The sequence below is a fragment of the Deefgea piscis genome, assembly GCF_019665785.1.
GTDB lineage: Bacteria > Pseudomonadota > Gammaproteobacteria > Burkholderiales > Chitinibacteraceae > Deefgea.
The window spans coordinates 2,551,102-2,575,469 of the sequence record NZ_CP081149.1 but is presented as its reverse complement, the minus strand read 5'-3'; the positions used below and the strand labels follow the sequence as shown (position 1 = coordinate 2,575,469).

At 49.7% G+C, this 24,368-nt stretch carries 33 protein-coding genes; 18 read left to right on the top strand and 15 right to left on the bottom strand.

The features are described from left to right. Positions 1 to 5: 5 nt before the first annotated feature. The 18 genes from K4H25_RS11905 to K4H25_RS11820 all read left to right on the top strand — a co-directional run bounded on the left by K4H25_RS11905 (position 6) and on the right by K4H25_RS11820 (position 14,243). Positions 6 to 521: a phage major tail tube protein gene (locus tag K4H25_RS11905; protein ID WP_221020711.1), complete on the top strand. Its 516-nt coding sequence runs from the start codon at positions 6 to 8 to the stop codon at positions 519 to 521. Continuing rightward, positions 522 to 815, top strand: a complete 294-nt coding sequence (locus K4H25_RS11900; protein ID WP_221020710.1) for a hypothetical protein — start codon at positions 522 to 524, stop codon at positions 813 to 815. Positions 816 to 985: 170 nt separating this feature from the next. After that, the gene (locus K4H25_RS11895) at positions 986 to 3,325 is read left to right on the top strand and encodes a phage tail tape measure protein (protein WP_221020709.1); all 2,340 of its coding nucleotides are present in this window, start codon (positions 986 to 988) and stop codon (positions 3,323 to 3,325) included. Then, positions 3,325 to 3,870 (top strand): phage tail protein, encoded by a 546-nt coding sequence (locus tag K4H25_RS11890; protein ID WP_221020708.1) that lies wholly within the window; start codon positions 3,325 to 3,327, stop codon positions 3,868 to 3,870. Before K4H25_RS11895 ends, K4H25_RS11890 begins: the two co-directional genes overlap by 1 nt. Then, positions 3,870 to 4,091 (top strand): tail protein X, encoded by a 222-nt coding sequence (locus K4H25_RS11885; protein WP_221020707.1) that lies wholly within the window; start codon positions 3,870 to 3,872, stop codon positions 4,089 to 4,091. Before K4H25_RS11890 ends, K4H25_RS11885 begins: the two co-directional genes overlap by 1 nt. Continuing rightward, on the top strand, positions 4,079 to 5,125 hold the full coding sequence (locus K4H25_RS11880) for a phage late control D family protein (protein ID WP_255587586.1): 1,047 nt from the start codon (positions 4,079 to 4,081) through the stop codon (positions 5,123 to 5,125). The genes K4H25_RS11885 and K4H25_RS11880 overlap by 13 nt, the downstream gene beginning before the upstream one ends. Before the next feature lie 3 nt (positions 5,126 to 5,128). Continuing rightward, positions 5,129 to 5,494: a GPW/gp25 family protein gene (locus K4H25_RS11875; RefSeq protein ID WP_221020706.1), complete on the top strand. Its 366-nt coding sequence runs from the start codon at positions 5,129 to 5,131 to the stop codon at positions 5,492 to 5,494. Further along, a complete protein-coding gene (locus K4H25_RS11870) occupies positions 5,487 to 6,611 on the top strand; it encodes a baseplate assembly protein (protein ID WP_221020705.1) in 1,125 nt (374 codons plus the stop codon). Before K4H25_RS11875 ends, K4H25_RS11870 begins: the two co-directional genes overlap by 8 nt. Beyond that, the gene (locus K4H25_RS11865; protein ID WP_221020704.1) at positions 6,604 to 7,185 is read left to right on the top strand and encodes a phage tail protein I; all 582 of its coding nucleotides are present in this window, start codon (positions 6,604 to 6,606) and stop codon (positions 7,183 to 7,185) included. Before K4H25_RS11870 ends, K4H25_RS11865 begins: the two co-directional genes overlap by 8 nt. After that, positions 7,185 to 9,149 (top strand): hypothetical protein, encoded by a 1,965-nt coding sequence (locus K4H25_RS11860; RefSeq protein WP_221022985.1) that lies wholly within the window; start codon positions 7,185 to 7,187, stop codon positions 9,147 to 9,149. Before K4H25_RS11865 ends, K4H25_RS11860 begins: the two co-directional genes overlap by 1 nt. Positions 9,150 to 9,160: 11 nt before the next feature. Then, positions 9,161 to 9,655, top strand: a complete 495-nt coding sequence (locus K4H25_RS11855) for a DUF4376 domain-containing protein (RefSeq protein ID WP_221020703.1) — start codon at positions 9,161 to 9,163, stop codon at positions 9,653 to 9,655. Positions 9,656 to 9,663: 8 nt separating this feature from the next. Continuing rightward, positions 9,664 to 10,233, top strand: a complete 570-nt coding sequence (locus tag K4H25_RS11850) for a DUF7338 family protein (protein ID WP_221020702.1) — start codon at positions 9,664 to 9,666, stop codon at positions 10,231 to 10,233. A gap of 6 nt (positions 10,234 to 10,239) precedes the next feature. Continuing rightward, entirely contained in the window at positions 10,240 to 10,521 is a 282-nt protein-coding gene (locus K4H25_RS11845) for a phage holin family protein (protein WP_221020701.1), read from the top strand. A 63-nt stretch (positions 10,522 to 10,584) separates the two neighbouring features. Then, a complete protein-coding gene (locus K4H25_RS11840; protein WP_221020700.1) occupies positions 10,585 to 11,019 on the top strand; it encodes a M15 family metallopeptidase in 435 nt (144 codons plus the stop codon). After that, positions 11,016 to 11,582 carry a hypothetical protein gene (locus K4H25_RS11835; RefSeq protein WP_221020699.1) on the top strand — a complete coding sequence of 189 codons (567 nt, stop codon included), beginning with the start codon at positions 11,016 to 11,018 and terminating at the stop codon, positions 11,580 to 11,582. The genes K4H25_RS11840 and K4H25_RS11835 overlap by 4 nt, the downstream gene beginning before the upstream one ends. Before the next feature lie 181 nt (positions 11,583 to 11,763). Beyond that, positions 11,764 to 11,958: a Com family DNA-binding transcriptional regulator gene (locus K4H25_RS11830; RefSeq protein WP_221020698.1), complete on the top strand. Its 195-nt coding sequence runs from the start codon at positions 11,764 to 11,766 to the stop codon at positions 11,956 to 11,958. Beyond that, complete coding sequence (locus K4H25_RS11825; RefSeq protein WP_221020697.1) at positions 11,921 to 12,721, top strand: DNA adenine methylase; 801 nt, start codon at positions 11,921 to 11,923, stop codon at positions 12,719 to 12,721. The genes K4H25_RS11830 and K4H25_RS11825 overlap by 38 nt, the downstream gene beginning before the upstream one ends. Before the next feature lie 400 nt (positions 12,722 to 13,121). Continuing rightward, positions 13,122 to 14,243, top strand: a complete 1,122-nt coding sequence (locus K4H25_RS11820; RefSeq protein ID WP_221020696.1) for a tyrosine-type recombinase/integrase — start codon at positions 13,122 to 13,124, stop codon at positions 14,241 to 14,243. Positions 14,244 to 14,276: 33 nt separating this feature from the next. Here the strand turns inward: K4H25_RS11820 and K4H25_RS11815 are convergent, their stop codons facing one another. The 15 genes from K4H25_RS11815 to K4H25_RS11745 all read right to left on the bottom strand — a co-directional run bounded on the left by K4H25_RS11815 (position 14,277) and on the right by K4H25_RS11745 (position 24,352). Next, positions 14,277 to 15,026: a phosphoadenosine phosphosulfate reductase family protein gene (locus K4H25_RS11815; RefSeq protein WP_221020695.1), complete on the bottom strand. Its 750-nt coding sequence runs from the start codon at positions 15,024 to 15,026 to the stop codon at positions 14,277 to 14,279. A 10-nt stretch (positions 15,027 to 15,036) separates the two neighbouring features. Next, positions 15,037 to 15,228 carry a hypothetical protein gene (locus tag K4H25_RS11810; protein WP_221020694.1) on the bottom strand — a complete coding sequence of 64 codons (192 nt, stop codon included), beginning with the start codon at positions 15,226 to 15,228 and terminating at the stop codon, positions 15,037 to 15,039. A gap of 16 nt (positions 15,229 to 15,244) precedes the next feature. Continuing rightward, positions 15,245 to 15,613, bottom strand: a complete 369-nt coding sequence (locus K4H25_RS11805) for a DUF7673 family protein (protein WP_221020693.1) — start codon at positions 15,611 to 15,613, stop codon at positions 15,245 to 15,247. Positions 15,614 to 15,766: 153 nt separating this feature from the next. After that, on the bottom strand, positions 15,767 to 16,018 hold the full coding sequence (locus K4H25_RS11800) for a pyocin activator PrtN family protein (protein WP_221020692.1): 252 nt from the start codon (positions 16,016 to 16,018) through the stop codon (positions 15,767 to 15,769). A gap of 1 nt (position 16,019) precedes the next feature. Then, on the bottom strand, positions 16,020 to 16,628 hold the full coding sequence (locus tag K4H25_RS11795; protein WP_221020691.1) for a hypothetical protein: 609 nt from the start codon (positions 16,626 to 16,628) through the stop codon (positions 16,020 to 16,022). Then, positions 16,625 to 17,137: a hypothetical protein gene (locus K4H25_RS11790; RefSeq protein WP_221020690.1), complete on the bottom strand. Its 513-nt coding sequence runs from the start codon at positions 17,135 to 17,137 to the stop codon at positions 16,625 to 16,627. The genes K4H25_RS11795 and K4H25_RS11790 overlap by 4 nt, the downstream gene beginning before the upstream one ends. Continuing rightward, on the bottom strand, positions 17,134 to 17,778 hold the full coding sequence (locus K4H25_RS11785; RefSeq protein WP_221020689.1) for a deoxynucleotide monophosphate kinase family protein: 645 nt from the start codon (positions 17,776 to 17,778) through the stop codon (positions 17,134 to 17,136). The genes K4H25_RS11790 and K4H25_RS11785 overlap by 4 nt, the downstream gene beginning before the upstream one ends. Then, on the bottom strand, positions 17,775 to 17,915 hold the full coding sequence (locus K4H25_RS11780; protein ID WP_221020688.1) for a hypothetical protein: 141 nt from the start codon (positions 17,913 to 17,915) through the stop codon (positions 17,775 to 17,777). Before K4H25_RS11780 ends, K4H25_RS11785 begins: the two co-directional genes overlap by 4 nt. A gap of 76 nt (positions 17,916 to 17,991) precedes the next feature. Further along, entirely contained in the window at positions 17,992 to 18,894 is a 903-nt protein-coding gene (locus K4H25_RS11775) for a DUF2303 family protein (RefSeq protein WP_221020687.1), read from the bottom strand. Between the two features lie 14 nt (positions 18,895 to 18,908). After that, positions 18,909 to 19,283, bottom strand: coding sequence for a hypothetical protein (locus K4H25_RS11770; RefSeq protein ID WP_221020686.1), 375 nt, complete (start codon positions 19,281 to 19,283; stop codon positions 18,909 to 18,911). A 207-nt stretch (positions 19,284 to 19,490) separates the two neighbouring features. Then, a complete protein-coding gene (locus tag K4H25_RS11765) occupies positions 19,491 to 21,278 on the bottom strand; it encodes an SNIPE associated domain-containing protein (RefSeq protein ID WP_221020685.1) in 1,788 nt (595 codons plus the stop codon). A 117-nt stretch (positions 21,279 to 21,395) separates the two neighbouring features. Continuing rightward, positions 21,396 to 21,812 carry a hypothetical protein gene (locus K4H25_RS11760; protein ID WP_221020684.1) on the bottom strand — a complete coding sequence of 139 codons (417 nt, stop codon included), beginning with the start codon at positions 21,810 to 21,812 and terminating at the stop codon, positions 21,396 to 21,398. Beyond that, on the bottom strand, positions 21,799 to 22,611 hold the full coding sequence (locus K4H25_RS11755; RefSeq protein ID WP_221020683.1) for a hypothetical protein: 813 nt from the start codon (positions 22,609 to 22,611) through the stop codon (positions 21,799 to 21,801). The genes K4H25_RS11760 and K4H25_RS11755 overlap by 14 nt, the downstream gene beginning before the upstream one ends. 183 nt (positions 22,612 to 22,794) lie before the next feature. Further along, positions 22,795 to 23,610 carry a hypothetical protein gene (locus tag K4H25_RS11750; protein WP_221020682.1) on the bottom strand — a complete coding sequence of 272 codons (816 nt, stop codon included), beginning with the start codon at positions 23,608 to 23,610 and terminating at the stop codon, positions 22,795 to 22,797. Further along, positions 23,597 to 24,352: a hypothetical protein gene (locus K4H25_RS11745; RefSeq protein ID WP_221020681.1), complete on the bottom strand. Its 756-nt coding sequence runs from the start codon at positions 24,350 to 24,352 to the stop codon at positions 23,597 to 23,599. Before K4H25_RS11745 ends, K4H25_RS11750 begins: the two co-directional genes overlap by 14 nt. Positions 24,353 to 24,368: the final 16 nt, after the last annotated feature.

Sequence of the window (24,368 nt, the reverse complement as noted above, 5' to 3'; positions counted from 1 at the left end):
GCATCGTGCAAGTGAAACAAGTAACCAATGCCAACGTCTACGTCGGTGGTAATAACTGCGTCGGTCAAGCGTCGGAATGCAAACTGCCAGAAATTGCCATGAAGATGAATGAGCGCAAAGGCCTCGGCATGATTGGCACGCTGGAATTGCCCGGTGGTATCGATAAGCTGTCTGCCGAAATCAAGTGGAATGCTTTTTACCGCGATACGTTTTTGCAATATGCCAATCCGTATAAAGCGGTGGCGTTGCAAGTGCGTTCCAGCGTTGAAAGCTGGAATGCCGTTGAAGGGGTATTTGAAGAGCAATCCTTGGTGACGTTCCTAACCGGCACTTGCAAAAAATTCCCCTTGGGCGAACATAAACCGCAAGACGCCAGTGAATACCCAACTGAATTTTCAGTGATGTATTTAAAGCAAGTGTGCGCAGGGGTTGATGTGATCGAAATCGATCTGATCAACAATATTTTTAAAATCGCCGGCAAGGACGTTAAGCCGGAGTTTCGTAACAATCTGGGGCTTTAAATGACTGAAAAAACCGAGCAAGCAACCGATCAAGTGACCGAGCAAGTGAATCAGAAAACCGCCGATGATGGCGGTTTTTTATTGCCATCCGGTAAGCGTGCCAAGCAAATTGAACCCATGGGCAAACACATTAAATTGGCTCGTCGAGCGCAAGCTGGCGGCGCGGATTATTTGTTTGCCATGATTGCGCAAATTACTAAAATCGACGGCAAAGGCATTGTTGCTGAAGAGCTGGACGAATTCACTGCTGTTGACGTCAATTTATTGATTGAAGTGACCTTGGGAAAGCTCTGATCAGTGATCACCCTTCGCTGCTGACCATATCGCACTTGTATGCCACGTACGGCTGGTCAGAAGCTGCGGTTGATGCGATGCCCGCTGATGAATTGGCTGCTTGTTGTGCTGAGGCCGTGGCTTATCACAACCATTTGCATCGCCAGCCAGATTAATAAAAGGGGGTTCTCATGGATATGTTACAGCTCGGCATTCAGCTCAAAGCGTTTGATCACATGTCATCGGTGATCAGTGGCGCCGCAAATAAATCGATTGGCAGTTTAGATCGATTAGAAAAAAAGTTTGATGCGGTGTCGCAAAAGCTGTCAGGCAAAGGCATGAGCATGATGGCCGACGGCGCGATTTTAACGGGCTTGATGACGAAGCCAATTGCTGCTTTTGCTGATGCAGAAGACGCAGCGACGGGTTTAAAAGTCGCCATGATGGGCGCTGGCGGTGTTGTTGATAAAAAATTCGATGAAATTAATGCCAAAGCTTTAAAGCTGGGAACGACCTTACCGGGTACGACCGCCGACTTTCAAAACATGATGTCCACCTTGGTCAAACAAGGGATGAGCTACGACGCAATCTTGGGTGGTGTCGGTGAATCAGCCGCTTACATGGGCGTTTTGCTTAAAAAATCGCCTGAGCAAGCGGCGGAATTTGCCGCCAAGATGCAAGATGCCACGGGGACGACCGAAAAAGACATGATGTCGCTGATGGACACCATTCAGCGCTCGGTTAATTTGGGGGTGAAAGACGACAATATGCTGGCGTTTTACGCCAAGATGGCCCCCGCCATGGATACCATGAAGCGCAAGGGCGCGGATGCCGCCAAAGAAATGGCCCCGTTCGCGGTGATGTTCGATCAGATGGGCATGCAGGGCGAAGCAGCAGGTAATGCCTTACGCAAAACCATTCAGTTGGGCTTAGACACCAAGAAAGTCGCTAAAGCCAATGCTGCGCTGGCATCGCAAGGCATCAAGCTTGATTTTACTGACGGCAAGGGTGAATTTGGCGGTATGGGCAATTTAATGGCCCAGCTCGACAAAATGAAAAACCTTGATACGGTCACACGTTTGGCCGCGTTAAAAGAAATCTTTGGCGATGATGCCGAAACCATGCAGGTACTTGGCAAGGTGATTGAGAAAGGCGCAGGCGGTTACAACGAAGTCGTTGATAAATTGTCGCGGCAAGCCACATTGCAGCAACGGGTGAATGCGCAGCTCGGTACGTTAAAAAACCTTTGGGATGCCGCGTCAGGTACGTTTACCAATGCGCTGGCTAGTTTTGGTGAAGCGATGGCGCCTGAATTGAAATCAGCCGCCGAACTCTTTGGCACCTTATCGCAAAAGTTAGATACCTTCATCAAGCAAAACCCAATGCTCGCCAAATCGATTGGCATTGGTACTTTGGCGCTGGGCGGCTTATTGCTGGCCGGTGGTGCAGTGGCGATGACTTTGGGTTTGATCACCAAAATGGCCGGCGGCGTGATGAAGCCCATCGCGGCGCTGGGTGGTTTGTTTGGTAAGAAAAAAGGCGCTGGCGTTGCCGATGCTGCGTCGGCTTTAGCCGGTGCGGCGGTTCAACGCGTGTTTGTCGTCAATATGCCCGGTGGCGGAGTCGGTGTGCCTGATCTTGGTCGTAACGCCGGTGCAGTCGGTACGGCAGGACCTGCAGGCGCGGCTAAGCCCAGCCGCTGGGGGAAAATGGCCGGCGGCGTGAGCAAATGGGCTGGACGCGCTGGCGCGGCGGCTGCTGTTGCAGGTTTGGCGTATGGTGCTTATGAATTATCGACCGATAAAAAAATGAGCGCCGCGCAAAAAGTAGAAAAAGCCGGTGGCATTGTGGGTGGCGCGGGTGGCGCTTGGGGTGGTGCGGTCTTGGGTGCAAAAGGCGGTGCGATGATTGGCACGCTGATTGCGCCTGGAGTTGGCACCGCGATTGGCGGGGCTTTGGGTGGTTTAATTGGTGGCTTTGTCGGCAGTAGTTTGGGGCAAAAGCTCGGTGAGATGAGTGCTAAAACATTTAATCAAGCTGAAAAACCGCGCGCTTTGAGTGCCGCAGCGCCAAGTTATGCGGCGGCCACTGCCGCGCCTGTCGTACAAAGCGTTATACCCGCTTATGCCGCAGCATCCAGCGTAAAAGCTAATGCTGATCCGGTGATGGTGGCTAAGGCTGCCCCTGCATTAGCACCGGCGCAAAATGTAGCGCAAAACCCAAAGCCTTTACCTCATGCGCCAGTGAGTCTGCCAGCGAAAGCCGCACCTGTTGCGCCAACTTATGCTGCGGCAGCCAATATTGCGCCAAAGAGTCCGCCATTAAATCCAGTGGCAAACGGTAGCGGTAGCAAGCCATCACAAATCATGCAAATGACGTACAGCCCGCAGCTGACCATTCAAGGCGACCCTTTGCCAGGCACGAAAGAGAAATTTGCCAAAATGCTGCGTGAGCATCAAACCGAGATTCAGACCATGATTGCTCGGGCTATGCAACAACAGCAACGTGTGAGCTATGCAGGGGGTGCTTAATGTATGCCGTATTGGGTGATGTTGAGTTTCAGTTAATTACTTACTTTGACGGTTTAAAAGCCACGTCAGCGACCAATTTTGCGCAGCATGATGTGATTGAAGGTAAGCCCCGTTTGCAGTTGATGGGGGATGCGCTGGATGAGGTGACGATTGAATTGTCATTTCATCACTTTTTTTGTGAGCCCGAAGTTGAGCTCAAAAAATTGCAAGAAGCCCGCTTAAAGCATGAGGCCCTGCCGTTTGTTTACGGCAGTGGTGTGATTGTTGGGCGCTTTGTGATTGAGAAGATTGAGGTCACACATCAAAAAACCGATCAGTTGGGGACGTTGCAGTCGATTTCTGCAAGTTTATCGCTTAAAGAATTTGTTGAAGATGACCCACTGACCGCCAAAAAAAGTAAGCAAAAAGAAAATGCGCCAGCACGTAAAAGCAAAAATAAGCCCGGTAAAAAGCAGCCCGTTACGGCTAAAAAGTCCAGTACCACGCGGACCGAGACCAATCGTGATGGGGTGTCGTTTACTAAGATTGATGAGGTGCGAAATTAATGGAATTTATTGAGCATCGAAGCGCGGAAGGCGAGCGCTGGGATCATCTGGCTTGGCGCTATTACGGAGATGCATGTTTATATCAACCGATATTAGATGCCAATCCGCAATTGCGCATTTTGCCGGCACTGTCGGGTGGTTTACGTGTACGCATCCCGATTTTAGAAGCGGGTGATAGCGATCAAGCTGCTTTTGAGGATTTGCCGCCGTGGAAGAGATAGAAAAAACCGCCGCTGAAAACAAGTATGCCGGGCCGCGTCGCCCGGTTTTTTTTGTTGAGTACGATAAAAAAGACATTACTGCGTATTTGACGCCGTATCTGTTGTCGGTGACGTATGTCGACAAATTAACGGGCGAGGCTGATGAGCTTGAATTGCGTTTAGAAGATCGTGCTGGCCTATGGCGTGGGGCATGGTATCCGCAAAAAGGGGATCAATTGCGCTTAACCATGGGCTATCAGGGCGAAACCATGCTCGACTGCGGGGTGTTTGAAGTCGATGAAATCGAGCTAGAAGGCCCGCCAGATACAGTGGTACTAAAAGGTTTGGCAGCGGCGGTGTCTAAGGCCGTTCGGACCAAAATCAGTAAAGCATACGATGGCATGGATTTGGACACACTGGCCAAGCAAGTCGCTGATAAGCATGGCTTGAAAAAAGTGGGCGATGTGGAGTTGATTTATTTGGGGCGTGTCACGCAAAACCAAGAAACTGATTTGGCGTTTTTAAGCCGCATTGCCAGCCAATACGGTTATCTAGTGGCGGTACGTGATAAACAGCTGTTTTTTAGTCAGCGCGAATCAACGATGGATAGACAAAGCGTGCTGCAAGTACATCGTAAACAAATGAAACGCTATCGGTTTACTGACAAAACCAGTGCAATTTATCGTGCGGCCACGGTGAGTTATCTCGACCCTAAAAGTAATAAATTGCTTGAATTTACCGCGCATGACAAAGCGCTGGCCAAGCAAAAACACGCTGATGTGCTCAAGCTGAATGCGCGAGCTGAAAATAAACAGCAAGCCGAAGTGATGGCACGAGCGGCGTTGAAAGAGAAAAACTTAAAGGCCACTGAGGGTGAAGTGACTTTAATCGGTGATGTGCGCGCCATTGCTGGCAATTCACTCGATGTGCTCGATATGGGCGTACTCGATGGGCAGTATCAGATTACGCTCAGTCGGCACACGATACAGCGCAGCGCTGGCTACGAAACGGCGGTGACTTTACAACGGCTGGGGGCGATTCAAGAAAAAGGATAAAGCATGGACGTGACCGAGATTCAAAGCAGCGAGTGGAGTATGGCGCTAGGGCAGTTTGATCAGGTCGTTGAAGCCTTTGCCGATGTCGATCAATGCCTGCGGATTATTATCCGCACCCCTAAAGGCAGTGATCCACATCGGCCTTTATTTGGCTGCGATATTTGGCAGCATTTAGATAAGCCAATCAATCAAGTGCGGCCGTTAGTGATTCGCGAGTTGATTGATGCATTGTCGATGTGGGAGCCGCGCATTGTGTTATTGCGGATTGAAGTCGAGGCGGCTGATTTGCACTGGCTGAATTTTAAAATTGTTTGGCAACCCGCAGCAGGGGGCGAGCCACGACAAACCGAGGTGTTTTATCGTGAGTGATTTGATGGTGAATGCACCCATTCCGCAATTAATTGATCGTGATCCTGAAAAAATCACCCTCGAAATGATTGCTGAGTTTGAGCGGTTAACGGGAAAAACACTGTACCCAGCGCAGCCGGAAATGCTGTTTATTAACTTTATGGCGTATCGAGAAGTATTGCTGCGCGAAGCGGTACAAGATGCTGGCCTGCAAAATTTAGTGCGCTTTGCGCGCGGGGAAATGCTCGATGAAATCGCTAAAAATTATGATGAAGTTGCACGTTTACCGGCGCAATCGGCACGCTGCGATTTGGAATTCAGTCTTGGCGCGCCACTGGCTGTGCCGCTCGTCATTCCAGCTGGTACTCGTGTTGGCAGTCAAAATGGCCGCGTCACGATGGCGACCTTACACAATGCCACATTGCTTGCAGGCAGTTTAACCATTGTCGTTGCGAGCGCGTCGATGGATGCCGGTGTTGCTGGTAATGGTTATATCGCAGGGCAAATTACTGAGTTATTGACGGGGATTGCAGGCGCTACGCCAGCGGTGCGCAATGTGACCGAAACCCGTGATGGTAGCGAAGCTGAAGATGATGCGCGCTTTCGTGATCGGCTGCTGGATGCACCAGAGGCGTATAGCGTTGCTGGTCCTGTGGGGGCTTATCGATTTTTTGCTAAATCGGCGCATCCCGACATTATCGACGTTCACGTTGCTACACCGCAGCCAGGCTCGATTGCTTTATATCCGCTGATGCGCAGTGGTTTGCCATCGCAAAGCATTTTGGATGCCGTGCTGTTGAAGTGTTCAAGTGAAGATCGCCGGCCATTGTGCGACAGCGTCAGTGCGATTAAACCAACCGAGATCGCGTTTAGTGTGGGCGCTAATTTGACTTTATATAGCAGCGCGAATGTGCCGCAAACGCTGAGCGCAGCGAGAGCCAGTTTAGATGCCTTATTGCTGCAAATGCGTAGTCAGCTTGGCAGCGATATTGTCCCCAGTCAGATCACAGCTGCATTGCAAGTGCCTGGCGTGAAGCGCGTTGAATTGCCAGGGTTGATTTATAAGGCGGTCGCTCAAACGCAATGGTCGCGCTGTACTGCGGTGGCCATTAACTTAACGGGGGTCGAGGATGGCTGATTTTCCTGATCTGGTCCCACCACTGGCTAGCGATCCACGGTTTAACGCGCTGGCCCAGATGCAACAAAGCCGCCTCAGTTTAGATCTGACGCGGCTTTTTCTTATCCGCTCGCAAACAGTAAAAAGCGATGTTTTACCGTGGTTGGCTGATCAATTTAGTTTAATTAGCGATGGTTGGGAGCTGGCTGAATCAGATACCGCGCAACGTGAATTAATCGTCGGTGCTATTGCATTGCATAAGCGCAAAGGTACGCCAAGTGCAATTCGCGACATTGTTCGCCGATTGGGTTTTGGCGAGGTGGACATTATCGAAAGCATTTCTCGCTGCCTGCACGATGGCAAGAGAAAAAGAAACGGCATGATGGTGCGAGGCAATGTGGTTGACTGGGCCTCGTACCGAGTGTTGATGCTCGATCGGGTGTTGACGATTGATCAGGCCGATCGACTTGAAAAATTATTACGCAACTTCGCGCCGGCACGTTGCCATTTAGCCAGCATCGAATATCGCGCCGTACCAGTGCGGCGCAATGGCGTCGCACGGTATGACCGAACGTATAAACACGGGAGCAATTAATGGCCGATTTACAAGAAACAGGACAATGGGAAAGCGGAATTTATCAATGGGAAACCAGCGACCCCGTAGAAGGTGGCCCGTCTGGCATTGATAATGTACCAACACGGCAGCTCGCCAATCGAACTGCATACCTAAAAAAGCACGTCGACGAGCTCGAAAACGGCATGGTTGCCGCTGGGAAAGCCAACAAATTAAGCATCGCACGCAGCATTGCAATGATTGGTGATGCGTCGTTTTCGGTCAACTTTGACGGGTCAGCGAATGTCTCTGCCACATTAACACTGGCCAATACTGGCGTTGCCGCTGGCACGTATCCAAAAGTAACGGTTGACGCCAAAGGCCGCGTGACTGGTGGTGCCTCGCTCGCGGCGACGGATATTCCGGCGCTTGATTGGGCAAAAATCACCACGGGTAAGCCAACAACAGTAGCGGGCTATGGCATTACTGACATCGCGGCGACAGTCCCCAATGCCAGCGAAACCGTACAAGGCAAAGTCGAGCTGGCGACGAACGCCGAAACTGTCGCCGGTGCCAGCACTTCGCTCGCGGTGCATCCTGCTGGTGTCGCTGCGGCAATTGCTGCGCTGGTGGCATCATCACCCGCTGCGCTCGATACGCTGAATGAGTTAGCAGCAGCGCTGGGCAATGACCCTAATTTTGCAACGACAATGACCAACGCTTTGGCGCAAAAAGCCGGGCTGGCCAGTCCTGCGTTAACCGGTTCACCAACAACGCCAACCCCAGCATTGGGCGATAACGACGGCTCAATCGCCAACACTCAGTTTGTGCAATCGACCGTGAATGGCAAGGTCGTTAAATCGGTAGCAGGCGGGGCAACCGTCACGCTCACCGCCGCCGAGGCCGGTGTTGCGATTTTGGAATTCACAGGCGCTTTGACCGCCAATATCGCGGTAGTGGTGCCGACTGGTTCGGGCAAATGGACCATTGCCAACAAAACCACCGGCGCGTTCACTCTGACAGTCAAAACTGCAGCGGGTAGCGGTGTGGTCGTCACGCAGGATCGGACGTGGTCGTTGTATTGCGATGGCACGAATGTGGTTGATGCATTGACCGATTTTCAGGACGTCAACTTAACCGGCGTACCACGTGCGCCGAATGCGGCACGTTCTATAAACAGCACTCAAATCGCGAATATGGCCGCAATCGCAACTGCAGTCGGCACGGACGGCGGGTTTAGTTTTCGCAATTTGTTGATCAACGCCGCTGGCACGATCAATCAACGCTTTTATGTTTCTGGTTCCCCGACGACGACAGCAAATCAGTACACACTTGACCGCTGGCGCGTAGTGGTCGCGGGGCAGTCGCTGAGTTGGGCCGCGAGTGGTGCAGTCAATGTGATGACGGCGCCAGCGGGTGGCGTTGAGCAAGTGATTGAGGGTGCCAATATTATCGGCGGTACGTATGTGCTCAATTGGACCGGAACAGCAACCGCGACAGTCGCAGGTACTGCTATCGCAAAAGGTGCATCTTTCACTCTGTCAGCAAACTCAAATGCCGTTGTCCGTTTCACCGGCGGCACATTCAGCATGCCGCAGATTGAGCAAGGTGCAGTGGCGACGGCATTTGAGATGCGGCCTGCAGATGTTGAACTTGCTCGGTGTCAGCGATATTTTGAAACGAGTTTTGTGTTTGGGCCGATACAGTCAAATAAAGGGGCGTCAACTTGCGTTGGGACTTTCTCGCAAAGCGCTGCGCCAAACGGCGTGCAGGGAGGGATCAGAATTATTTTTAAAGCAATAAAAAGAACAATTCCTGGCGTTGTTTTATATAGCCCCGGCGCTGCGGGTGCTCAGGTATGGAATCAGGCGGCGGCACAGAGCTGTACAAATACCTCTGTCCAATCGCAACAAATTGACGGTTTGAGTTTGCTTTCGACGATGACAGCTTCGAGCTTAGTTGGGAATACTTTGCAGATCGAGTGGACTGCGGACGCAGAATTGTAAGAGGAGCTGATATGTATCAATTAACGAAAAATCCCGACATAGTTATTTTAATCGAGAATGGTGCGTCAATCCCTCGCGGGCACCGGTGGTTTAATGACTATGAAACGTGGCTCGCAGCAGGCGGCGTGCCGCTCACTGTCGAGACTGACGAAGAATTGCGTCAAGGAATGGTGACTAAAATAAACACTTGGCGCGATCAGCAAGAAGCAGCAGGCTTTGTCTTTGGCCACGCAGAACACACATGGGACGGCGGCGTGGCGGTTGCGACGCGATTACAAAACAGCGTCAAAATGCCGTGGTTGCCAGCTGGGTTTTATTGGACTGACGCTAATAACGTCGATGTGCCGATGACGCTAGAGCAGCTGCAACAACTCATCGCAGCGCATGACCAAGCGATTTTTAATCAAGGTTTTCGGATCCACGATCGCCAGCGCACCATGAAAGCTGAAGTCGAAAAGTTGAGCGGTGAAGCGCTGGCGGGCTTTGTTGTGGGGTGGCCAGCATGAGGCTGATCATGATGTGGCCATTTTTGGCCGTGATGGATGTGCTGTTTACAGTGCTGGCGATGCTGCTGGCGCCGGTGATTGCGCTTTTTGTTCGACGCGATGGTTATTTGCCGCGCTGGTTATGGTGGTTTCAAACGCCCGATTCGCGCATGGATGGCTGCAATGGCGATGCCGGTTTTTGTGCGTCGCACACCGCCAGTTGGTGGACGTATGTGCTGTGGCAGTGGCGCAATCCTGCTGCGGGCTTTTCTTTTTGGCTCGGGCAAACGTTTGATCGGCCGACTTTGCGGCATTGGGGCAATCTGCAGGCGCGGCGCGTGCCGACGTATATCCCCGGCGCGTATTTAACGCTGGTGACTGATCAAAAAGGTCGCTGCGCGTTTGAGTTTTCGGCAACATGGCCGTCGCTGTTTGGGCGCTGCATCAATATTCGCGTCGGGTGGAAGCTGGGTAATTTGCTACGCGATCCGACTGAGCGAATCCCGATTTGTCATCGGTTTAGTCCGCTAATGCAGCGGGGCAAAACAGAAAATCAACCTCCCGCAAAAGCGGGTTTTTTTACGTCTCAAGATCGGTGAAGCGATATGCAAGAACATGAAAAAACATTAATCAGCGTGTTAGTGGCGGGCGCTTTGATCGGGCTGGGTAAGTTGCTGGTTTCAAAAGAAGAATTGACAGTTCGCCTGTGTTTTGGGCGTTCAATTTTAGGCGCGGCAACGTCGTCGATTGCCGGTTTGGCGTTGATTCAGATCCCCAATTTGCACCCGATTGCTTTACTGGGCATTGGTTCGGCATTGGGGATTGTTGGCGCGCAATTTGTCGAGCTCTGGTTTAAGAAGCAAGCCAACAAAATCAACGGCGGTTAATACGTCATCGCTCAACGACCCGCCTGTCTGTATGGATTGGCGGGTTTTTTTATGGAAAAACTCATGTCTAGTCGTGAACTCAAAGATTTACACGCCAGCATCCGTGGGCTTGCTGAGCAATTTATTGCCGAAGCCAATGCCACGTTACAACAGCAAAATCCAGCACTTGAAGTGCGTTTAACCTGCACTTGGCGGCCGCAGTCTGAGCAAAATGCTTTGTATGCGCAAGGGCGAACTAAGCCCGGCCCCAAAGTGACATGGACCCAAAGCAGCGCCCATAACACCGATTTGCCCGAAACGCCGCATGGCGACGCTGAGGCGCTCGATGTCGGGGTGTTTGAAAACGGCAAATATTTGCAAGGCAATAACGCCAGAGAATTGGGTTTTTATTTAAGCCTAGGCCCGATTGGCGAGCGCTTTGGTTTGGTGTGGGGCGGGCGCTGGAAAACGCCGGACTATCCGCATTATGAGCGTAAAGAATGGCGGACTGCGCGATGAAACAACTGACTATTAAAAATGTCGTCGTACTGCTTGCGTTGCTGTTTGTGGCTTGGCTGGGGTATTTGCTCGGTGATTATCGCCACCCTGTTACCGAAGTGGTGACGACATTACCCGCTGTGCAACAAAGCGACGGTAGTGTGATTGCTGCGCGAAGCCCAGTGGCCAAACCGTCGTCAGCACCGCATGTTTTGCCAGCGGGTAGCCGCGAAGAGCGGCGGATTGCGGTAACTGTGAAGCCAAAACCAGCTGCAAATAAAGCCTCGGGGCTAGATTGTCCGCCGGTATCGGTTGATTTGAGCTTAGTGCAATCGGGCGATGGTCGGCGCATCGTCGCGAGCTCGCAAGATGGCGAAGTGGTCAGTGCCATTGATATGCCACTCGAGGCCAGCTATATCCCACCGCCGGCTAAAGTTTGGGCCGTGGGTGTGAGTTATAGCAGTGATCGTGAAAAAGGCATTTGGCTCGAGCGCGATTTGTCACGTGTACGTTTGGGCTTAGATCTGGCGCAAAGTCCAGCCGGTCAAAACGTCGCTCGCGTTCGAGCGGGATGGGTATTTTAAATCCACAAGATCTGAGGTTAATGTTGTGGATAAGTAGTAGATAAGCGGATCAAACCGAATGCCAGCGCGGCTTGAACGTCGTGACTAAAAAATAATCAGCCCACCCTTGCTTACATGGCAAGGGTGGGCTTTTTTTTTGCATTTTACAAACATAAAAAGAACGTTTGTTCTATAATATGCTATGCAAAATATACGTTGTTCTCAATGCAATAAAAAGCTCGCAGAAGGGCGGTTTATTGAGCTGTCTATCAAGTGTCCCCGGTGTGGAACACTGAATCATCTGAAGGCCTCGAGCCTCCAATTCGATCCCGATCATGGATCTGACTCTGGAGTTGCTAATGTCTACATCCCCCATCATTCCTTGGCTCGGCGGTAAGCGCCGACTGGCTGACCGCCTGTTGCCATTATTCCCACCGCACGATTGTTATGTTGAAGTCTTTTGCGGTGGTGGCGCTTTGTATTTTTTACGCCCTGTTCCTGCCCCAGTTGAAGTCATTAACGATATCAATGGCGATTTGGTTAATCTGTACCGTGTCGTGCAGCATCATTTAGAAGAATTCGTTCGTCAATTCAAATGGGCGTTGTCGTCACGGCAAGTATTTAAGTGGCTGCAGGCCACCCAAACCGAAACACTCACCGATATTCAGCGCGCTGCGCGGTTTTTTTATTTGCAGCAGCATGCCTTTGGCGGCAAGGTCGATGGGCAAAGCTTCGGTACTGCGACGACTGCACCGATTATTAATCTGTGTCGAATTGAAGAGAATCTTTCGTCCGCCCATTTACGCCTGGCCGGTACCACCGTTGAAAATTTGAATTGGCTCGATTGCATGCGTCGTTATGATCGTAAGCACAGCTTCTTTTATTGCGACCCGCCGTATTGGCAAACCGAAGGGTACGGCGTGCCATTTGAATTTGATCAATATCTGGCCATGGCTGAGTTTATGAAAAGCTGCGAAGGCAAGGTGATGGTCAGCATCAACGATCATCCCGACATCCGTGAAGCATTTGCCGGGCTAACGATTCAAGAGCTCAAGATTAAATACAGCAATGGCAACAATGCAAAGCAAGCCCAAGTGAAAAGCAGCAAAGAGCTGGTGATCACCAATTGGGATGCTGGGGCATTGTGTGGTTTGTTTTGAGCTGAAAAGATAAAAACGTTCAGTTCTACGTATCGTAGGCGCTATGCAGAACGGATAAAAAAAAGCCCATCTGGGCTGTGTAGCACTTGTTTTTGATAATGTGCAGCGATTTTTAAAAAAATTGGTGCATTCGGTAGTGCTACATTTATTTTTAACTGTGCTTAGATTGTTGATAAATATAGTGTTTATTTTTTAATCGTCCAATCGAGCATCGGCGCGATGCAGAACCTTCTACCCCTTGCAGGCATTGGGTTTGCTGGGTTTTGGCTTGATTTTGCTAGGGTTTCGTTATTTAACATTTTTTCAGTTTTATTGGGTTTGCTGCGTATTGGTTTGCAAAATTTGCACCTTGACTGTAACTTAGAGGGCTAAAATTTCTCAAGGTGCAAATGGCGCGGCTATGGCTACTATTTTACGCAAAGAAAACAAAGACGGCTCGATTAGTTTTAAAGCCTCGGTGCGCTTATTTCGTAATGGTAAGACGGTATTGAGTGAGTCGCGTAGTTTTTTGGTGATGGGTAAGGGGCCAAGGGCTGAGGCTGCGACGAAGCGCGAGGCTGAGGATTGGGCGGCACGGCTTACCGAGGCGATGAAAGATGATGAATCTATTCGCGTGCGTAGTTTACGGGGTCTGACTGTTGCTGATTTGATTGCTAAGTACATTGCGTTTTTAGAAAAAGATAAGCCGCTAGGGGATACCAAGCGCAGTTCACTGGGGATTGTGGCTCGCTCACGAATTGGCGCTTTGCCATTGGTCGATATAACGCCCGCTGCAGTGATTACATATTGCCGTGATCGGCGTGCTGAGGGCGCTAAGCCGCAAACTGTGAATCAGGATATTGTGTATTTAGGTGGTGCACTGCGTCGCGCCAAGGCTTTTTTTGGCTTAGATGTGCCGGTGGCCGAGTTTGAATTGGGTCGTGATGAGTGCTGGTCTTTGGGTTTATTGGCTAAATCGGTAGAGCGTGATCGACGTTTATTGCCTGGGGAGTTGGCGGCATTTTTAGTGCAGGCCGAAAAATGGAAACACAAAGGCTTTATCCCCATCGCCGATATCGTGCGCTTTGCGATTGAGACGGGGATGCGACAAGGTGAGATTGTCGGTCTGCTCTGGTCTGATTTGGATGAGGCCAAAAAAGCGATTGTGATTCGAGATCGAAAAGACCCCAAAGAAAAGATTGGTAATAATCAGCGCGTGCCGTTATTGGGTGAGTCTTTGGCAATCATCCAAGCCCAGCCGCGTACTGATGCGCGCATTTTTCCGTATACCGCTGATGGCGTTAGAGCGCGGTTTGAGCGGCTGTGTCGCTTGGCACAGATTGACGGCCTGACGTTCCACGACTTGCGGCATGAGGCGATTAGCCGTTTGTTTGAGCAAGGTTATCAGATTCAAGAGGTGGCGCTGGTGTCGGGGCATAAGAGCTGGAAAAACTTGGCGCGCTATACGCAATTGAAGGCAGAGGATTTACATCGGGAAGTAAAAACGCCCATCGTGATGGATGGGCGTAGTGATCGGCGGTGATATGTAGCTTTCCTTAGTTATTTATTCCTACAATTACGACTGGCAAATCATGCACATCTGATCGGGATTGTTGCGCTGGCTGCCGCCTTGACTGGTCCAGATGCTTTTACCAATTTCGCGCTCAAGTTGTAGGGCGATCACCTTTTGCTGCTTGCCAAACTTGTCGAATCCAAATGCGCGCTCTTTGTGAACATCACCCGATGCAAAGCAAGGGAAGCAGCCTACGCGGTCAAATCCTGCGGCATACAGCGGATTGGCTCGATCTTGCAACTGGTGCAGCACCTGATGCTTGCTCCAGTCGAGAATTGGCAATCGAACCATTACGCCCATTCTTGCTAGATATTTCGGGTATTTTCCGGCCATATATTCGTGAGGTGTATAGAGTTCGTCACTCACGCGGTCTTTATATCTCGCGGCACGGTCAGTGCTTTCATCTGAGCGCATTCCATACCAAATTTCAAAGCCACCCTGTGCCGTAGCAAGCGCTTTGGCATAAATCACCGTCGGCTTTATCTTTAGCTCGTCAGTGCAGAACCGTGCGCCACCACCTGGGAATCGCCCATACTTACGGACTTTATCGGGTACATTACCCGCATTGACCACATCAATCTGAACGCGATAGTGGTCACGAATAAAGTCGATGTGTTCATACGTCAGTGGATGCTCAAACTTTGTGTCGCAAAATAATCCTTGCACATGCCCAACGCCGACCAGCTCGATTGCTAGCTCCAAGCAGGTTTGACTGTCTTTGCCGCCCGAGATCGGGACTGGAATTTTTACCATCGACTTTCCTTTAATTTGCGAACGCATACGGTGCGGTGATTTCTACTTTTTCACCCAACAGTTTTCGAGCAACGTCCGTTGTGGTTTCGCCGATCACTAGCCCACTTTGCAGCATGTTCTGCCGCGCTTGTTTATCAGTTGCTAGTGCGACTTCTTCACAAATTCGTGTATCTGGATTGATGCCAATAATTGCATTTTCCATGATTCGACTTTCCTTGTTATTTGTTTAAGTTCCAGTCATCGGCCAATTTCTCGAAGCGTTGACCGCCATTCTCAAAGTAGCAATGAATCTCTTGTGTGCAGTAAGAGTCCATCGATAAAACAAGCATGCAGTCATTAAACAAGGCGTGGTCGAGAACGCGAAAGTCCGTCAAGTCGAAGGGGAAGCGGTTGCCGTTGTAGCAGCCCAGCAAGAACTTGGCGATGACGCGGCTTTGCCCCGTGTCACGCTCGGCCACTGCCATCAGACGTATCAAAGCAGGTTGGGCCGCGACAGTGGCGGCTTTACGCTCAGCTTGATGCGCTCGCATCTGATCGATGATTTTTTGGTTTTCTTCTTTTGATAATTCTACGTTTGCGCTTTCCATGATCTTTCCTTTATCTAAACAGTTCGGACTCTTCGAACAGTTGCGTTGTTAATCTGTGGTTACTTTCCGTTTACGTCCAGTTGCGTGCTTATTCAGTAGCAACGCTAGACCAAAAACAGCAAATGGCGCTGCGACTAACTACATAGGAAATGCTTATAGCTGATTCCGCTTCCAAACCGTCTTGGCTTTCTCTGCCTGCTGGTCGATATGGCTCGCTAGGTCTTCGATGCGTACAAAGCGCGGGGCTTTTTGTGAATCGCTGAGCTTAATCACTGGGAACGGCAACTGATGCTTGCTGGCTTGCACGTTGATCTGGTGTTCGCTCATCCCAAGGAATTCGCCGACTTTGGCAATCGGGATTAGTGGCGTTTCAAATTGCGCCATTAATAAAAAAGCGGTATTCATCTTAATATCTCCCCTTGCTAAACACGCGGCCTGTGGTGGCTGGCTGGTGCACGTGGTGTTGGTAGCCGCCTTTGTCTTCGATTTCGTTCATGATGCCTAGGCGGCTGGGCTGGTAGCGATCGTATAAATCGTAATTTTTTGGCTCGTTGGCTGGGCTGATTGAGTGGTTGAATTTGGGTTTTAGTACCGAGCCGTTGCCTTGTTTGGCGCTGCTTTTTGCCGCGTTAGCGCGCTGTTTGGCGCTGGAATACGTTGCGACTTGCTGATTGTCTGCGGCGGGTTTAGTGCGTTTTGCACCACGGCCACGGCCTTGGTTTTCGAGCTGAAGGCGTTTACTTTCGCTGATTTCGGGAGCGATAAACTCGGGGAATTCACCTGTTTTGCGCCAAACCTGACGCTTTTGAGTGCCTTCGCCCTCAACTTTAACGAGCATGCCGTACTTGGCTGCGTAGGAAAAAAAGATATTTGCAACGGTGTATTCACTCGTCATGATGGTGTTGTGATCGGTGGTGATGACCAAGTCGCCCTCGATGCGGTCAAGTACCGATTTCACGCGCTTGGCGCTGGCGATAGCGGCGGCTGGATTATTGATTTTTAGCTTGACTTTCATATCTCACCACCGTCGCTTTCTACGTCGGATGAGTAGCGTGTTTTCGTTTTGGCGATGGCGATATACGCTGCTCGTTCGGCGTCGCAGGGTTGATTTGCGCCAAACCCGACGAATGCGGCTAATTCGACTCGATAGTGTGATGTTGCGACGGCTAGTTTTTTTAGCGTGGCCAGTAGCTCGTCGCGCTGTTGTTCTGCGTTCCAGATTCGCTGTTGTGATGCGGAAATACCAAATAAATCGATTGCTGGATTTTCGATGTCTTCTGTAGTGAATGCGGTAAGGCGATTTACGCAGGCCACGATGCGGCGAGCGTTGTCGTAACTAGCAGGCCCACAGCCCAAGAGAGCGATGACTTTGTCTTCTGCTGGGTTTTGCACCTCAAAAAGACGGTAGTGCGCAAACGTTTTTGTTTGTTCTACAATTTCACAAAAACGAGCCTTTACGCCGTTTGCGCTTAAGTAATCGGTATCTGAAAATGCCCAAAGCGTGGGTGTGTGTTTTTTACTCATGCTGCTTTCTCCCCAAAAATCGCCAGTGTCAATTTATCTGCGGTGTTTTCGATTAGGTCGTCGATGGTGCCGTGGTTGTTGATGTCGCAGTCAATCCAGTCTGATTTGATGCCTTGTTCGCTGGCGTGTTGGGTTACGGCGGTGAGGTTGGGGCGTTGGATTTGCCATAGCCATGCACCTAATTGATTCAGCTGTTGGGCTTCGTTATCAAAGCGCACGTCAGAGACCACGATGTGGCCGTCGATTTCGGCGATTCTGTTGGCGAGCTCGATCAAGAAATAGTCGGCACCAAATAGGGCGCGGCGGTAGTCGCCCCAACGCTGCATAATCCAACGCGGTGCTCGCGGCATGCGGGCTTCGATTTCCCATTGCGAGCGATCATCACCGGCTAGCACGATCAAAATGTGTTGCAAGAAGCGGCTGTCTTGACAGCCCGATATCGCGAGCGCGGTTTGGGGTATTTCTTTGGTGCTGCGCTCGGTGAGTAGCTCGGGCGCGATGCCCCAGGCAAAGCACACGTCGTCACGGAGACGATCAGCGTAAGCGATTTTGGTGAATTTTTGCGTCACGAGGTAATCGGCAACAGTGTCTTTGCCTGCGCCTGCTTTGCCCGTAAGGCCAATGATGATTTGAGGTTTCATGCTGCCACCTTGATGGTTTGGGTGGCTTGATAGCGATCACCCGTTTTGTGGGTAATGCGCCATCCGCGTAGCCGCCAAGTGCGCAAAACAAAAAAGTCTTCAGTGCTGTCGATTAATTCAACTGTGAGCGTATGCATGATGCTGTCCTTGTTTTGATTCACATCGCCAAGCCGTCTGTAGGTGCTGATTCAAACGGCTGGACGCTGGGAATGCTTAGGCGAATGGGTTACCGGCAATCAGTGGGAAACCGCTGTCGTTTTGGATTTGCGCGACGATGTCTTTGGCGGCGGCCTCTAACACTTTGTCTTCGCGTACCAGTTCAAACCACAACAGCAATGCACCGCTCTTAATCCGGTATTTCAGGCGGCAATCGATGCGGTAGCCGACGATGGCGTCTGTGGCGGCAATCGGCTGGACAAATACCGGTATCGCAATCGCGAAGCGCTCGAACACTTTCATCTTGCTACTGGTGACGGAGTCTTCTTGGTCGATGTATTCAAAGTTGATGCCGCCAGATTGCAGGCGCGCGGCGGATTTGAAGCGTTTTTCGTTGGTGGCTTCAAAGTTGAGCACCATTTCCATCATGTCGGTGGCGGTCGGTAAACCTTCGATGACGCAAATATTCGCGAGGTTGTCTTCGAGGAAGGTGGCGAACTCGGTTTGCATCATTGGTTCGCGATTGTTCTTTGTCCACGTATTCCACTCCACGGAATTAGCCGGGGTAAATAGGGCTTTATGGTCGCGCCAGTTTTGCTCGGTGTAGCCGCCTTGGTGGTCGTTGAGTAGCGCGGTGAAGCTGACTTTGCCTGCGGCGTAATCGGCTTGTAGATAGGTGCGGGTGCGGTTGGCTTGGCCGTGTTCTTTCAAGTACCAAACGAATGATTCGGCATCATCTAAGCGCACGGTGCCTGTTTTGCGTAGCGGGGTGTCTAGGTGCTTTTCAAAGTCGGGGTATTCGGCTTTGTAGCCATTAGGGATAAAGACTACAGGGCGATACCCTTCACGATAAGCCTCTAATTCAACGTTTTCTTGAAACGGCTTTTGGGCGGCTTTTAAGATTTGTGCAACAGCGCTGGGTTGGCTGACGAGTTCGGCTTCGATTTGTTCTGCTGGCATGGTTTTTCCTCGGATTAGGCGGTGACTTGTTTAAGGGTGATTGGGGTGGTGTTCACATCGCGCACCGTGGTCGGGCTGGTGGCGTTGATGTCGCGTAGGTCGAGCTGGCGTTGGGTTGGATCGGTGGCGAGTAGGTCGCCTTCTGGCGTACCAAACATGATCGATTCGCGGCGTGGTTGGTTTGGTTTGCTGAGCTTGATGTCATAACCCACACGCATCGCGCCAGATTGACGGCCTGCGGGTTTGATATTGATTTTTACGGTGATGCTGCCGCCTTTGCCGTTGTCGACGAGGGAGATAGCTGTGTTTAGCTCGCGGATGACTTCGCCGAGATCCTCGACCAGCTCGCCGCCGGCAATGTCGCGTAGGGTGTCTGTTGCTGAACGCATAGTGGGCATCCAAAAAAGCGCAGCGGGGGAATTTGGTACTGGCTGAACACCCACATCAGCACCGCTGCGCTGGGGTGATGTGTTAAAGATAAACAATTGTTGATTGTTAGTCAACATAAGTTGATTAAAAATCAACAATATTTGGCATTGTTGATTTTGGGACGAAAAAAAACCGCCCTAAGGCGGTTCAAATTGGTTGTTTCTTTACTATTCAATTTCTTCGCTGAGTTCTTCAAGTGGCGTAAGCGCCTCTAAGTTTAGAAGCCGTGCTAGATGTTGATTACGCTCTTCTTGGTTCATGTGCTTGATCGCCTGAGTTTCGTGGTATTCATGCGCGGCAGCGGTTAGGGTGAAGTGAGGCGCTTCTTTGAGTAAATCACCTCCGGTAAGTTCAGTAATGCTGTTTTTGATCTGTTGTAAATCGACACAGAAAAACTCCTTACGGAAATTAACCATATTCATACGCTGTAGGTTGAAGCGGCGATGTAGCTCACGCTCAAGACCTGGGGCGTCGTCGCTATACATCATGGCATGAACATCAAAAGTAAAAGGTACGGAGGCGTCGCCTAATTCTTTGACGCGGTCCATCGGCTCTAGTCGACGCGTCATGCCGATTTTGAATACGGTTTCGCCAAATGAACCAATATTTGAAATGACATAAACGTGTCCAGCACGGGTTTGTTGTGCCATTGAGAGTGCGCGTTGATTTTTAGCTTCTGCCTCGGTGAGTTTTTCTTGTAACTCTGCCAATTTAAGTTCGAATTCAGTGCGTTGTTCATCGGTGGCCTTGGCAATTTGTGTTGCTGTTTTTTCCATGGCCTTGCGAATATTTTCTTCTTCTTTGGCTGCATCTTTAATTGCGCGCTCATATTCGCGACGGGCTTTTTCTTCTTCGCGGATTTGTTCTTTGATTTGGCGTTGTTCTTCACGCTCTTGATCGCGCAATGCTACTACTGTGGCGGCTAATTTAAGTTCTTGTAATCGAGACTCTAGATAGGCGGGTGTAATTCGGGCGTCTCTGAATGCTTTGCCTAGATGATTCACTAGACTATATGCGTCATGAATTTGCTGCTCTAGTTTTCCGATGTTTTCTGCTTTGATGGTGGCTAAAATTGAATCTACTTTGCCGTTAAATGCATCGGTTACGAATGCAATTGCCGTTTGGCTTCGATTGACTTCGACATAGTCACACACGGCAGCCTTGCCCGTCTCGGTGAGTAATTTGCTGTTTTTTCTGGCTGCGGTTAGCTGCAATCCTGCGTCAGTATGGCTAAATCCATCAGCTAAATCATCAAGTAGGCTTTGTGTGGGTTTGAGGTATTTGATGCCGTAGCCTTTTATTACATTTTCCATAGCGGTGACAGTGGCTTGGATTTCTTTGCTTCGCTCTAGTGCTGTATAAGCGTCGCCAGCGATGCTTGTCGCGTTGTTTTGCGCTCTTTGTGTGATTTCTGCTGCTTGGCTATTGGCAGCGTTAAGCGCTTGGTCTGCTTTGTTGCGAAGTTCGGCTGCGTTGGTTCTAGCGGTTTTTAGTATTTGTTCTGCGTTTGCTTTTGCCGAATTGGCTATGGTTTCTGATTCGGTACGCGCACTGATAAGTAGTGAGTTTGCTTTGTTTCTAAGTTCTGCAGCGTTGATGTTTGCATTTTGAATGGTGCTTTCTGCTGCTGATTTAGCGCTATTTACAATGTCTTGTGCATGCGTTTTGTTTCTGTCGATGATTGTTTGCGATTCAGTTATTTTCTTTTTTATTTCTTCGTCGATGTCAGCGATGGATTGGTATTTACTAAGTTTCTCGATATTTGACTTAAGACCATCATTCTCTGCGTTTAGTATTTTATTTTTTGATTCAGCTTCTTTGATAGCCAGTTCTTGTAGCGACTTTAATTCATCCTCTCTTAATTTGGCGAGTTTTATGTTTGTTTGGTGGGATTTTTTTTCTTTAATGTATAGAAAAAGTAAAACAATAAGTGGGATTAGTAATAAGGGTTCCATAAGTGTTTTCTCTTTGTTTTTTGGTTTAGGTAAATTAATTGGTAAGTGTCTTGAAATTTACAGGAATGGCATGCAAAAGAAAACCCGCCGAGGCGGGTTGGGTATTGCTTTTGGTATTTAGGTAATCTTGTCAGCTTCTGCAATCATTGTTTTTGCTTCATTTAGGATGTCGCTAGCTTGTGCTAATGTAAATTCGTCAGTGAAATTATAGTCAGCGTGGACTCTTGTCATTTTTTGATCGCCCCGTGCACGATAAGCCAATTTTCTTATTGTTACGTGAGACGTATGCCGAGTGCTGGTGCACTCAATCATGCGTTGATAGAGCTTTTCATGTGAGCCTTTGATTGAATCATCTTTTGCAGATGGTGGTAACAATAGTCGATTGCATAGGCTTTGACTTGCATGGAATATTGCATAATAAGCGCGACTACCCACTGCTCTGTATGTTGACTCTGCTAAATCACCTTGAACGGGGTTATTTACTATATTTTGAAGAGCTGTCTCTGCCCACGCAATGAGGTTATTGTGGTCCATGTTTGTCTTCCGTTACGAATGAAACATGAAAGTTTTCTATTGGAGCATCTGGCATCGTTTCGAAAAGCGAATCAATGAATTGATTGTTTAATTTTCTGGTTGCTGCTGGTGATGCTTGCACCGGTATGTGGTACCAAAGTAGGTCTTGATTTTTATCTAGCTGCAGCGCTGGCGTAGTATTGAGCAGTTTATTGTCTTGCTTAGCAATGCTAAAAGCCAATGCGACCATTTGCTGCATTTGTTCAGGATTTAAATTCCAATCTTCAATTGTGCGCGTAATTTTTCCTAGCAACTCCGCAAATTCTTTTGGCATGTCCGGGCTCCCTAATTTTCTATTCATCTCCACTACCTTTTGGGCTGTGTTTGTTAGGAGCAGTACGTGGCTAAGTTGTGCTTGCCAAGATAAGTATTCTGGATCAGCTGTATGCAAGTACTCGTTGGTTATATCTAGTGCGTCTTCAAACATAGCAGCTTTACAAAAAAATTGCGCCAACTGGATTGCAATTGTTTTTGAATGGAAAGATGCTGTTAGCGCTTTATGCGCTAGTTCTTTAGCTAGGACGTCGTTGCCGATTAACAAATTCAACCCTGTTTCAAGCATGTAGCCATCTGCTCGCAGCCTCATATCGGATGACTGAGTTAGTTTTTTGATTTCGGCCCTTGCTCTGGGCACGCGAATGTCGCTAGATGAGAGGCGTTGTCCATTGGAAAATAAAGCGTCAATTTGATCCAAAAGTGAATTTGTGACGGGCTGCTTGTTTGGCTTCATATATTTTTTTACTGGTGTGGGTGGTGCCAAATAATAGGCATCTTCTTGCGATTACGGCTTGCGTTTATTGTATGTATTGAGCACGTTGCTTGATGTATACATACATAAAGTAATTTTGTAAATCAGATCACGGGTTTTCGCCAGTTTTGCCACTATGGATTTATTGTTTGTTTTTTTGATTTGAGCATCTGTTGATGTGTAATGCTTGCGAGCTTACAGCATTAAGTCGGCGGGATTGTCGGATGCTTCTAATTCAACAGCCATTATCTTTAGCTGCTCGATGAATCGGTCTGCGGCTTTAATGGTTTCGGCATCATCGCATACCACACAGATCGTTTTGTTATCGTCGGGGGCAATTTGGCAAAGTATGCCTGCGGCGTTGCTGATTTGTTCTTTGCTGCACTCATGCGGGTTTACGTGCAAAAGCGCAACAGAGCGGCCATTGCCGCGCCACAAGTGCCAGTGCTCATTATTTTCGATCAACTCCATGCCGCTGAGCCGTTTGCGCAAAACTTGGATTAACTGCGAGGTCGGTAGCGCTGGGTTGTTGCCGTCGCCGCCCTTGGCTTTGGTTTTGCTGGCTAGCAAGTGAAATCCGCAACGAGTATTGAACCAGCTTTCTAGCATCTGGCTGGGTTTAAATCCCTTTGCTTGGCCTAGCCAATGGAATTGAATGAGATCGGGCGTTGGCGAGCAGGGCAATCCGTCATTCATACTCATCTGTGAATTGTCGTAGCGTAGATGCAGTTCATTTAAAGCACGCGACCACAGAACTAATGTTTGCTCGCTAAAATTGGGTGCCAAATTGGCAATAATGCGCTCGGTGGGCACAAGCATCATTTGTGTTTTGCGATGGTGCGAATCATCGAATTGTAAAATTGCGCCGATGGCGCCCATTTCTGATCCAACGCCAGCACCGCATAAATTGACGACGGCCTGCATCGCTGTGATTTGCTGCGGCAACTGCGGTACCGTGCGATATGACTCGGCTAGCAGTCTGTTGATCGCATCGTCATTAATTGAAGGCATACGCAGTGCCTCTTAAGTTGATTCGGCTTTGCAATGTATCGTAGATGTCATGTCCTACATCTTCATTAACAACTAGCGTCACCCACTTGATAATCTCTGGACTGGCCGACGAGAGGGCGAGACGATGGCGTTTAGCTGCGCGCTGGACGCGAGCTCGAGTGATGTCATCAGTGACGATTAGCTCTGCGAGTGACTGATGCTTACAGAGTAGCGAATGATAGTCCGTGCAATATTCACCACCAAGCCAATCGCTACCGTCGAAGTGCAGGTATTGGCCTCGGCTTAATTCCCACCAGTTGGCATACTGTGATGCGCTGCGTGCACCCCATAGATCGAGGGCAATTAGATCGTAAATCGCTGGCCAGCGTTTTATATCGTCAAGCTGTGAGATTGGAATGTCATCGTAGCGAACGGGCGGGGCTTCACCGCCGCTTGGCGCACTAAATGCTATGGCGACATAAAGTTTGCCAGTAATCCATGTTTTGTCTGGATGTAACGTGGCGGCGTCATCGGCGTCGATGACCATGAACCATGCTTCACCGGGCTGGGGAATACCTAATCCGCCAGCCAGTAGCCAACGCAGCCAACAGTGGATATGGGCGCGACTACTGACCGGTGCAACTTTAATATGCACTTCGTGTTCAATGTCGTGGCAAAACGGGTCGATTATTTTAGCAACGGCAAAGCCGTTGCTTAGTGGGCCGATACAACCGGCAAAGTGCTCTGGGCGTAAAACAAACACGGAAAAACCTTGATCA

Bases quoted from the DNA above. Each gene is read 5' to 3' on its own strand.
- K4H25_RS11900 (WP_221020710.1), top strand. From the start codon at position 522: ATGACTGAAAAAACCGAGCAAGCAACCGATCAAGTGACCGAGCAAGTG.
- K4H25_RS11895 (WP_221020709.1), top strand. From the start codon at position 986: ATGGATATGTTACAGCTCGGCATTCAGCTCAAAGCGTTTGATCACATG.
- K4H25_RS11890 (WP_221020708.1), top strand. From the start codon at position 3,325: ATGTATGCCGTATTGGGTGATGTTGAGTTTCAGTTAATTACTTACTTT.
- K4H25_RS11885 (WP_221020707.1), top strand. From the start codon at position 3,870: ATGGAATTTATTGAGCATCGAAGCGCGGAAGGCGAGCGCTGGGATCAT.
- K4H25_RS11875 (WP_221020706.1), top strand. From the start codon at position 5,129: ATGGACGTGACCGAGATTCAAAGCAGCGAGTGGAGTATGGCGCTAGGG.
- K4H25_RS11865 (WP_221020704.1), top strand. From the start codon at position 6,604: ATGGCTGATTTTCCTGATCTGGTCCCACCACTGGCTAGCGATCCACGG.
- K4H25_RS11860 (WP_221022985.1), top strand. From the start codon at position 7,185: ATGGCCGATTTACAAGAAACAGGACAATGGGAAAGCGGAATTTATCAA.
- K4H25_RS11855 (WP_221020703.1), top strand. From the start codon at position 9,161: ATGTATCAATTAACGAAAAATCCCGACATAGTTATTTTAATCGAGAAT.
- K4H25_RS11850 (WP_221020702.1), top strand. From the start codon at position 9,664: ATGATGTGGCCATTTTTGGCCGTGATGGATGTGCTGTTTACAGTGCTG.
- K4H25_RS11845 (WP_221020701.1), top strand. From the start codon at position 10,240: ATGCAAGAACATGAAAAAACATTAATCAGCGTGTTAGTGGCGGGCGCT.
- K4H25_RS11840 (WP_221020700.1), top strand. From the start codon at position 10,585: ATGTCTAGTCGTGAACTCAAAGATTTACACGCCAGCATCCGTGGGCTT.
- K4H25_RS11835 (WP_221020699.1), top strand. From the start codon at position 11,016: ATGAAACAACTGACTATTAAAAATGTCGTCGTACTGCTTGCGTTGCTG.
- K4H25_RS11830 (WP_221020698.1), top strand. From the start codon at position 11,764: ATGCAAAATATACGTTGTTCTCAATGCAATAAAAAGCTCGCAGAAGGG.
- K4H25_RS11825 (WP_221020697.1), top strand. From the start codon at position 11,921: ATGTCTACATCCCCCATCATTCCTTGGCTCGGCGGTAAGCGCCGACTG.
- K4H25_RS11820 (WP_221020696.1), top strand. From the start codon at position 13,122: ATGGCTACTATTTTACGCAAAGAAAACAAAGACGGCTCGATTAGTTTT.
- K4H25_RS11815 (WP_221020695.1), bottom strand. From the start codon at position 15,026: ATGGTAAAAATTCCAGTCCCGATCTCGGGCGGCAAAGACAGTCAAACC.
- K4H25_RS11810 (WP_221020694.1), bottom strand. From the start codon at position 15,228: ATGGAAAATGCAATTATTGGCATCAATCCAGATACACGAATTTGTGAA.
- K4H25_RS11805 (WP_221020693.1), bottom strand. From the start codon at position 15,613: ATGGAAAGCGCAAACGTAGAATTATCAAAAGAAGAAAACCAAAAAATC.
- K4H25_RS11800 (WP_221020692.1), bottom strand. From the start codon at position 16,018: ATGAATACCGCTTTTTTATTAATGGCGCAATTTGAAACGCCACTAATC.
- K4H25_RS11795 (WP_221020691.1), bottom strand. From the start codon at position 16,628: ATGAAAGTCAAGCTAAAAATCAATAATCCAGCCGCCGCTATCGCCAGC.
- K4H25_RS11790 (WP_221020690.1), bottom strand. From the start codon at position 17,137: ATGAGTAAAAAACACACACCCACGCTTTGGGCATTTTCAGATACCGAT.
- K4H25_RS11785 (WP_221020689.1), bottom strand. From the start codon at position 17,778: ATGAAACCTCAAATCATCATTGGCCTTACGGGCAAAGCAGGCGCAGGC.
- K4H25_RS11780 (WP_221020688.1), bottom strand. From the start codon at position 17,915: ATGCATACGCTCACAGTTGAATTAATCGACAGCACTGAAGACTTTTTT.
- K4H25_RS11775 (WP_221020687.1), bottom strand. From the start codon at position 18,894: ATGCCAGCAGAACAAATCGAAGCCGAACTCGTCAGCCAACCCAGCGCT.
- K4H25_RS11770 (WP_221020686.1), bottom strand. From the start codon at position 19,283: ATGCGTTCAGCAACAGACACCCTACGCGACATTGCCGGCGGCGAGCTG.
- K4H25_RS11765 (WP_221020685.1), bottom strand. From the start codon at position 21,278: ATGGAACCCTTATTACTAATCCCACTTATTGTTTTACTTTTTCTATAC.
- K4H25_RS11760 (WP_221020684.1), bottom strand. From the start codon at position 21,812: ATGGACCACAATAACCTCATTGCGTGGGCAGAGACAGCTCTTCAAAAT.
- K4H25_RS11750 (WP_221020682.1), bottom strand. From the start codon at position 23,610: ATGCCTTCAATTAATGACGATGCGATCAACAGACTGCTAGCCGAGTCA.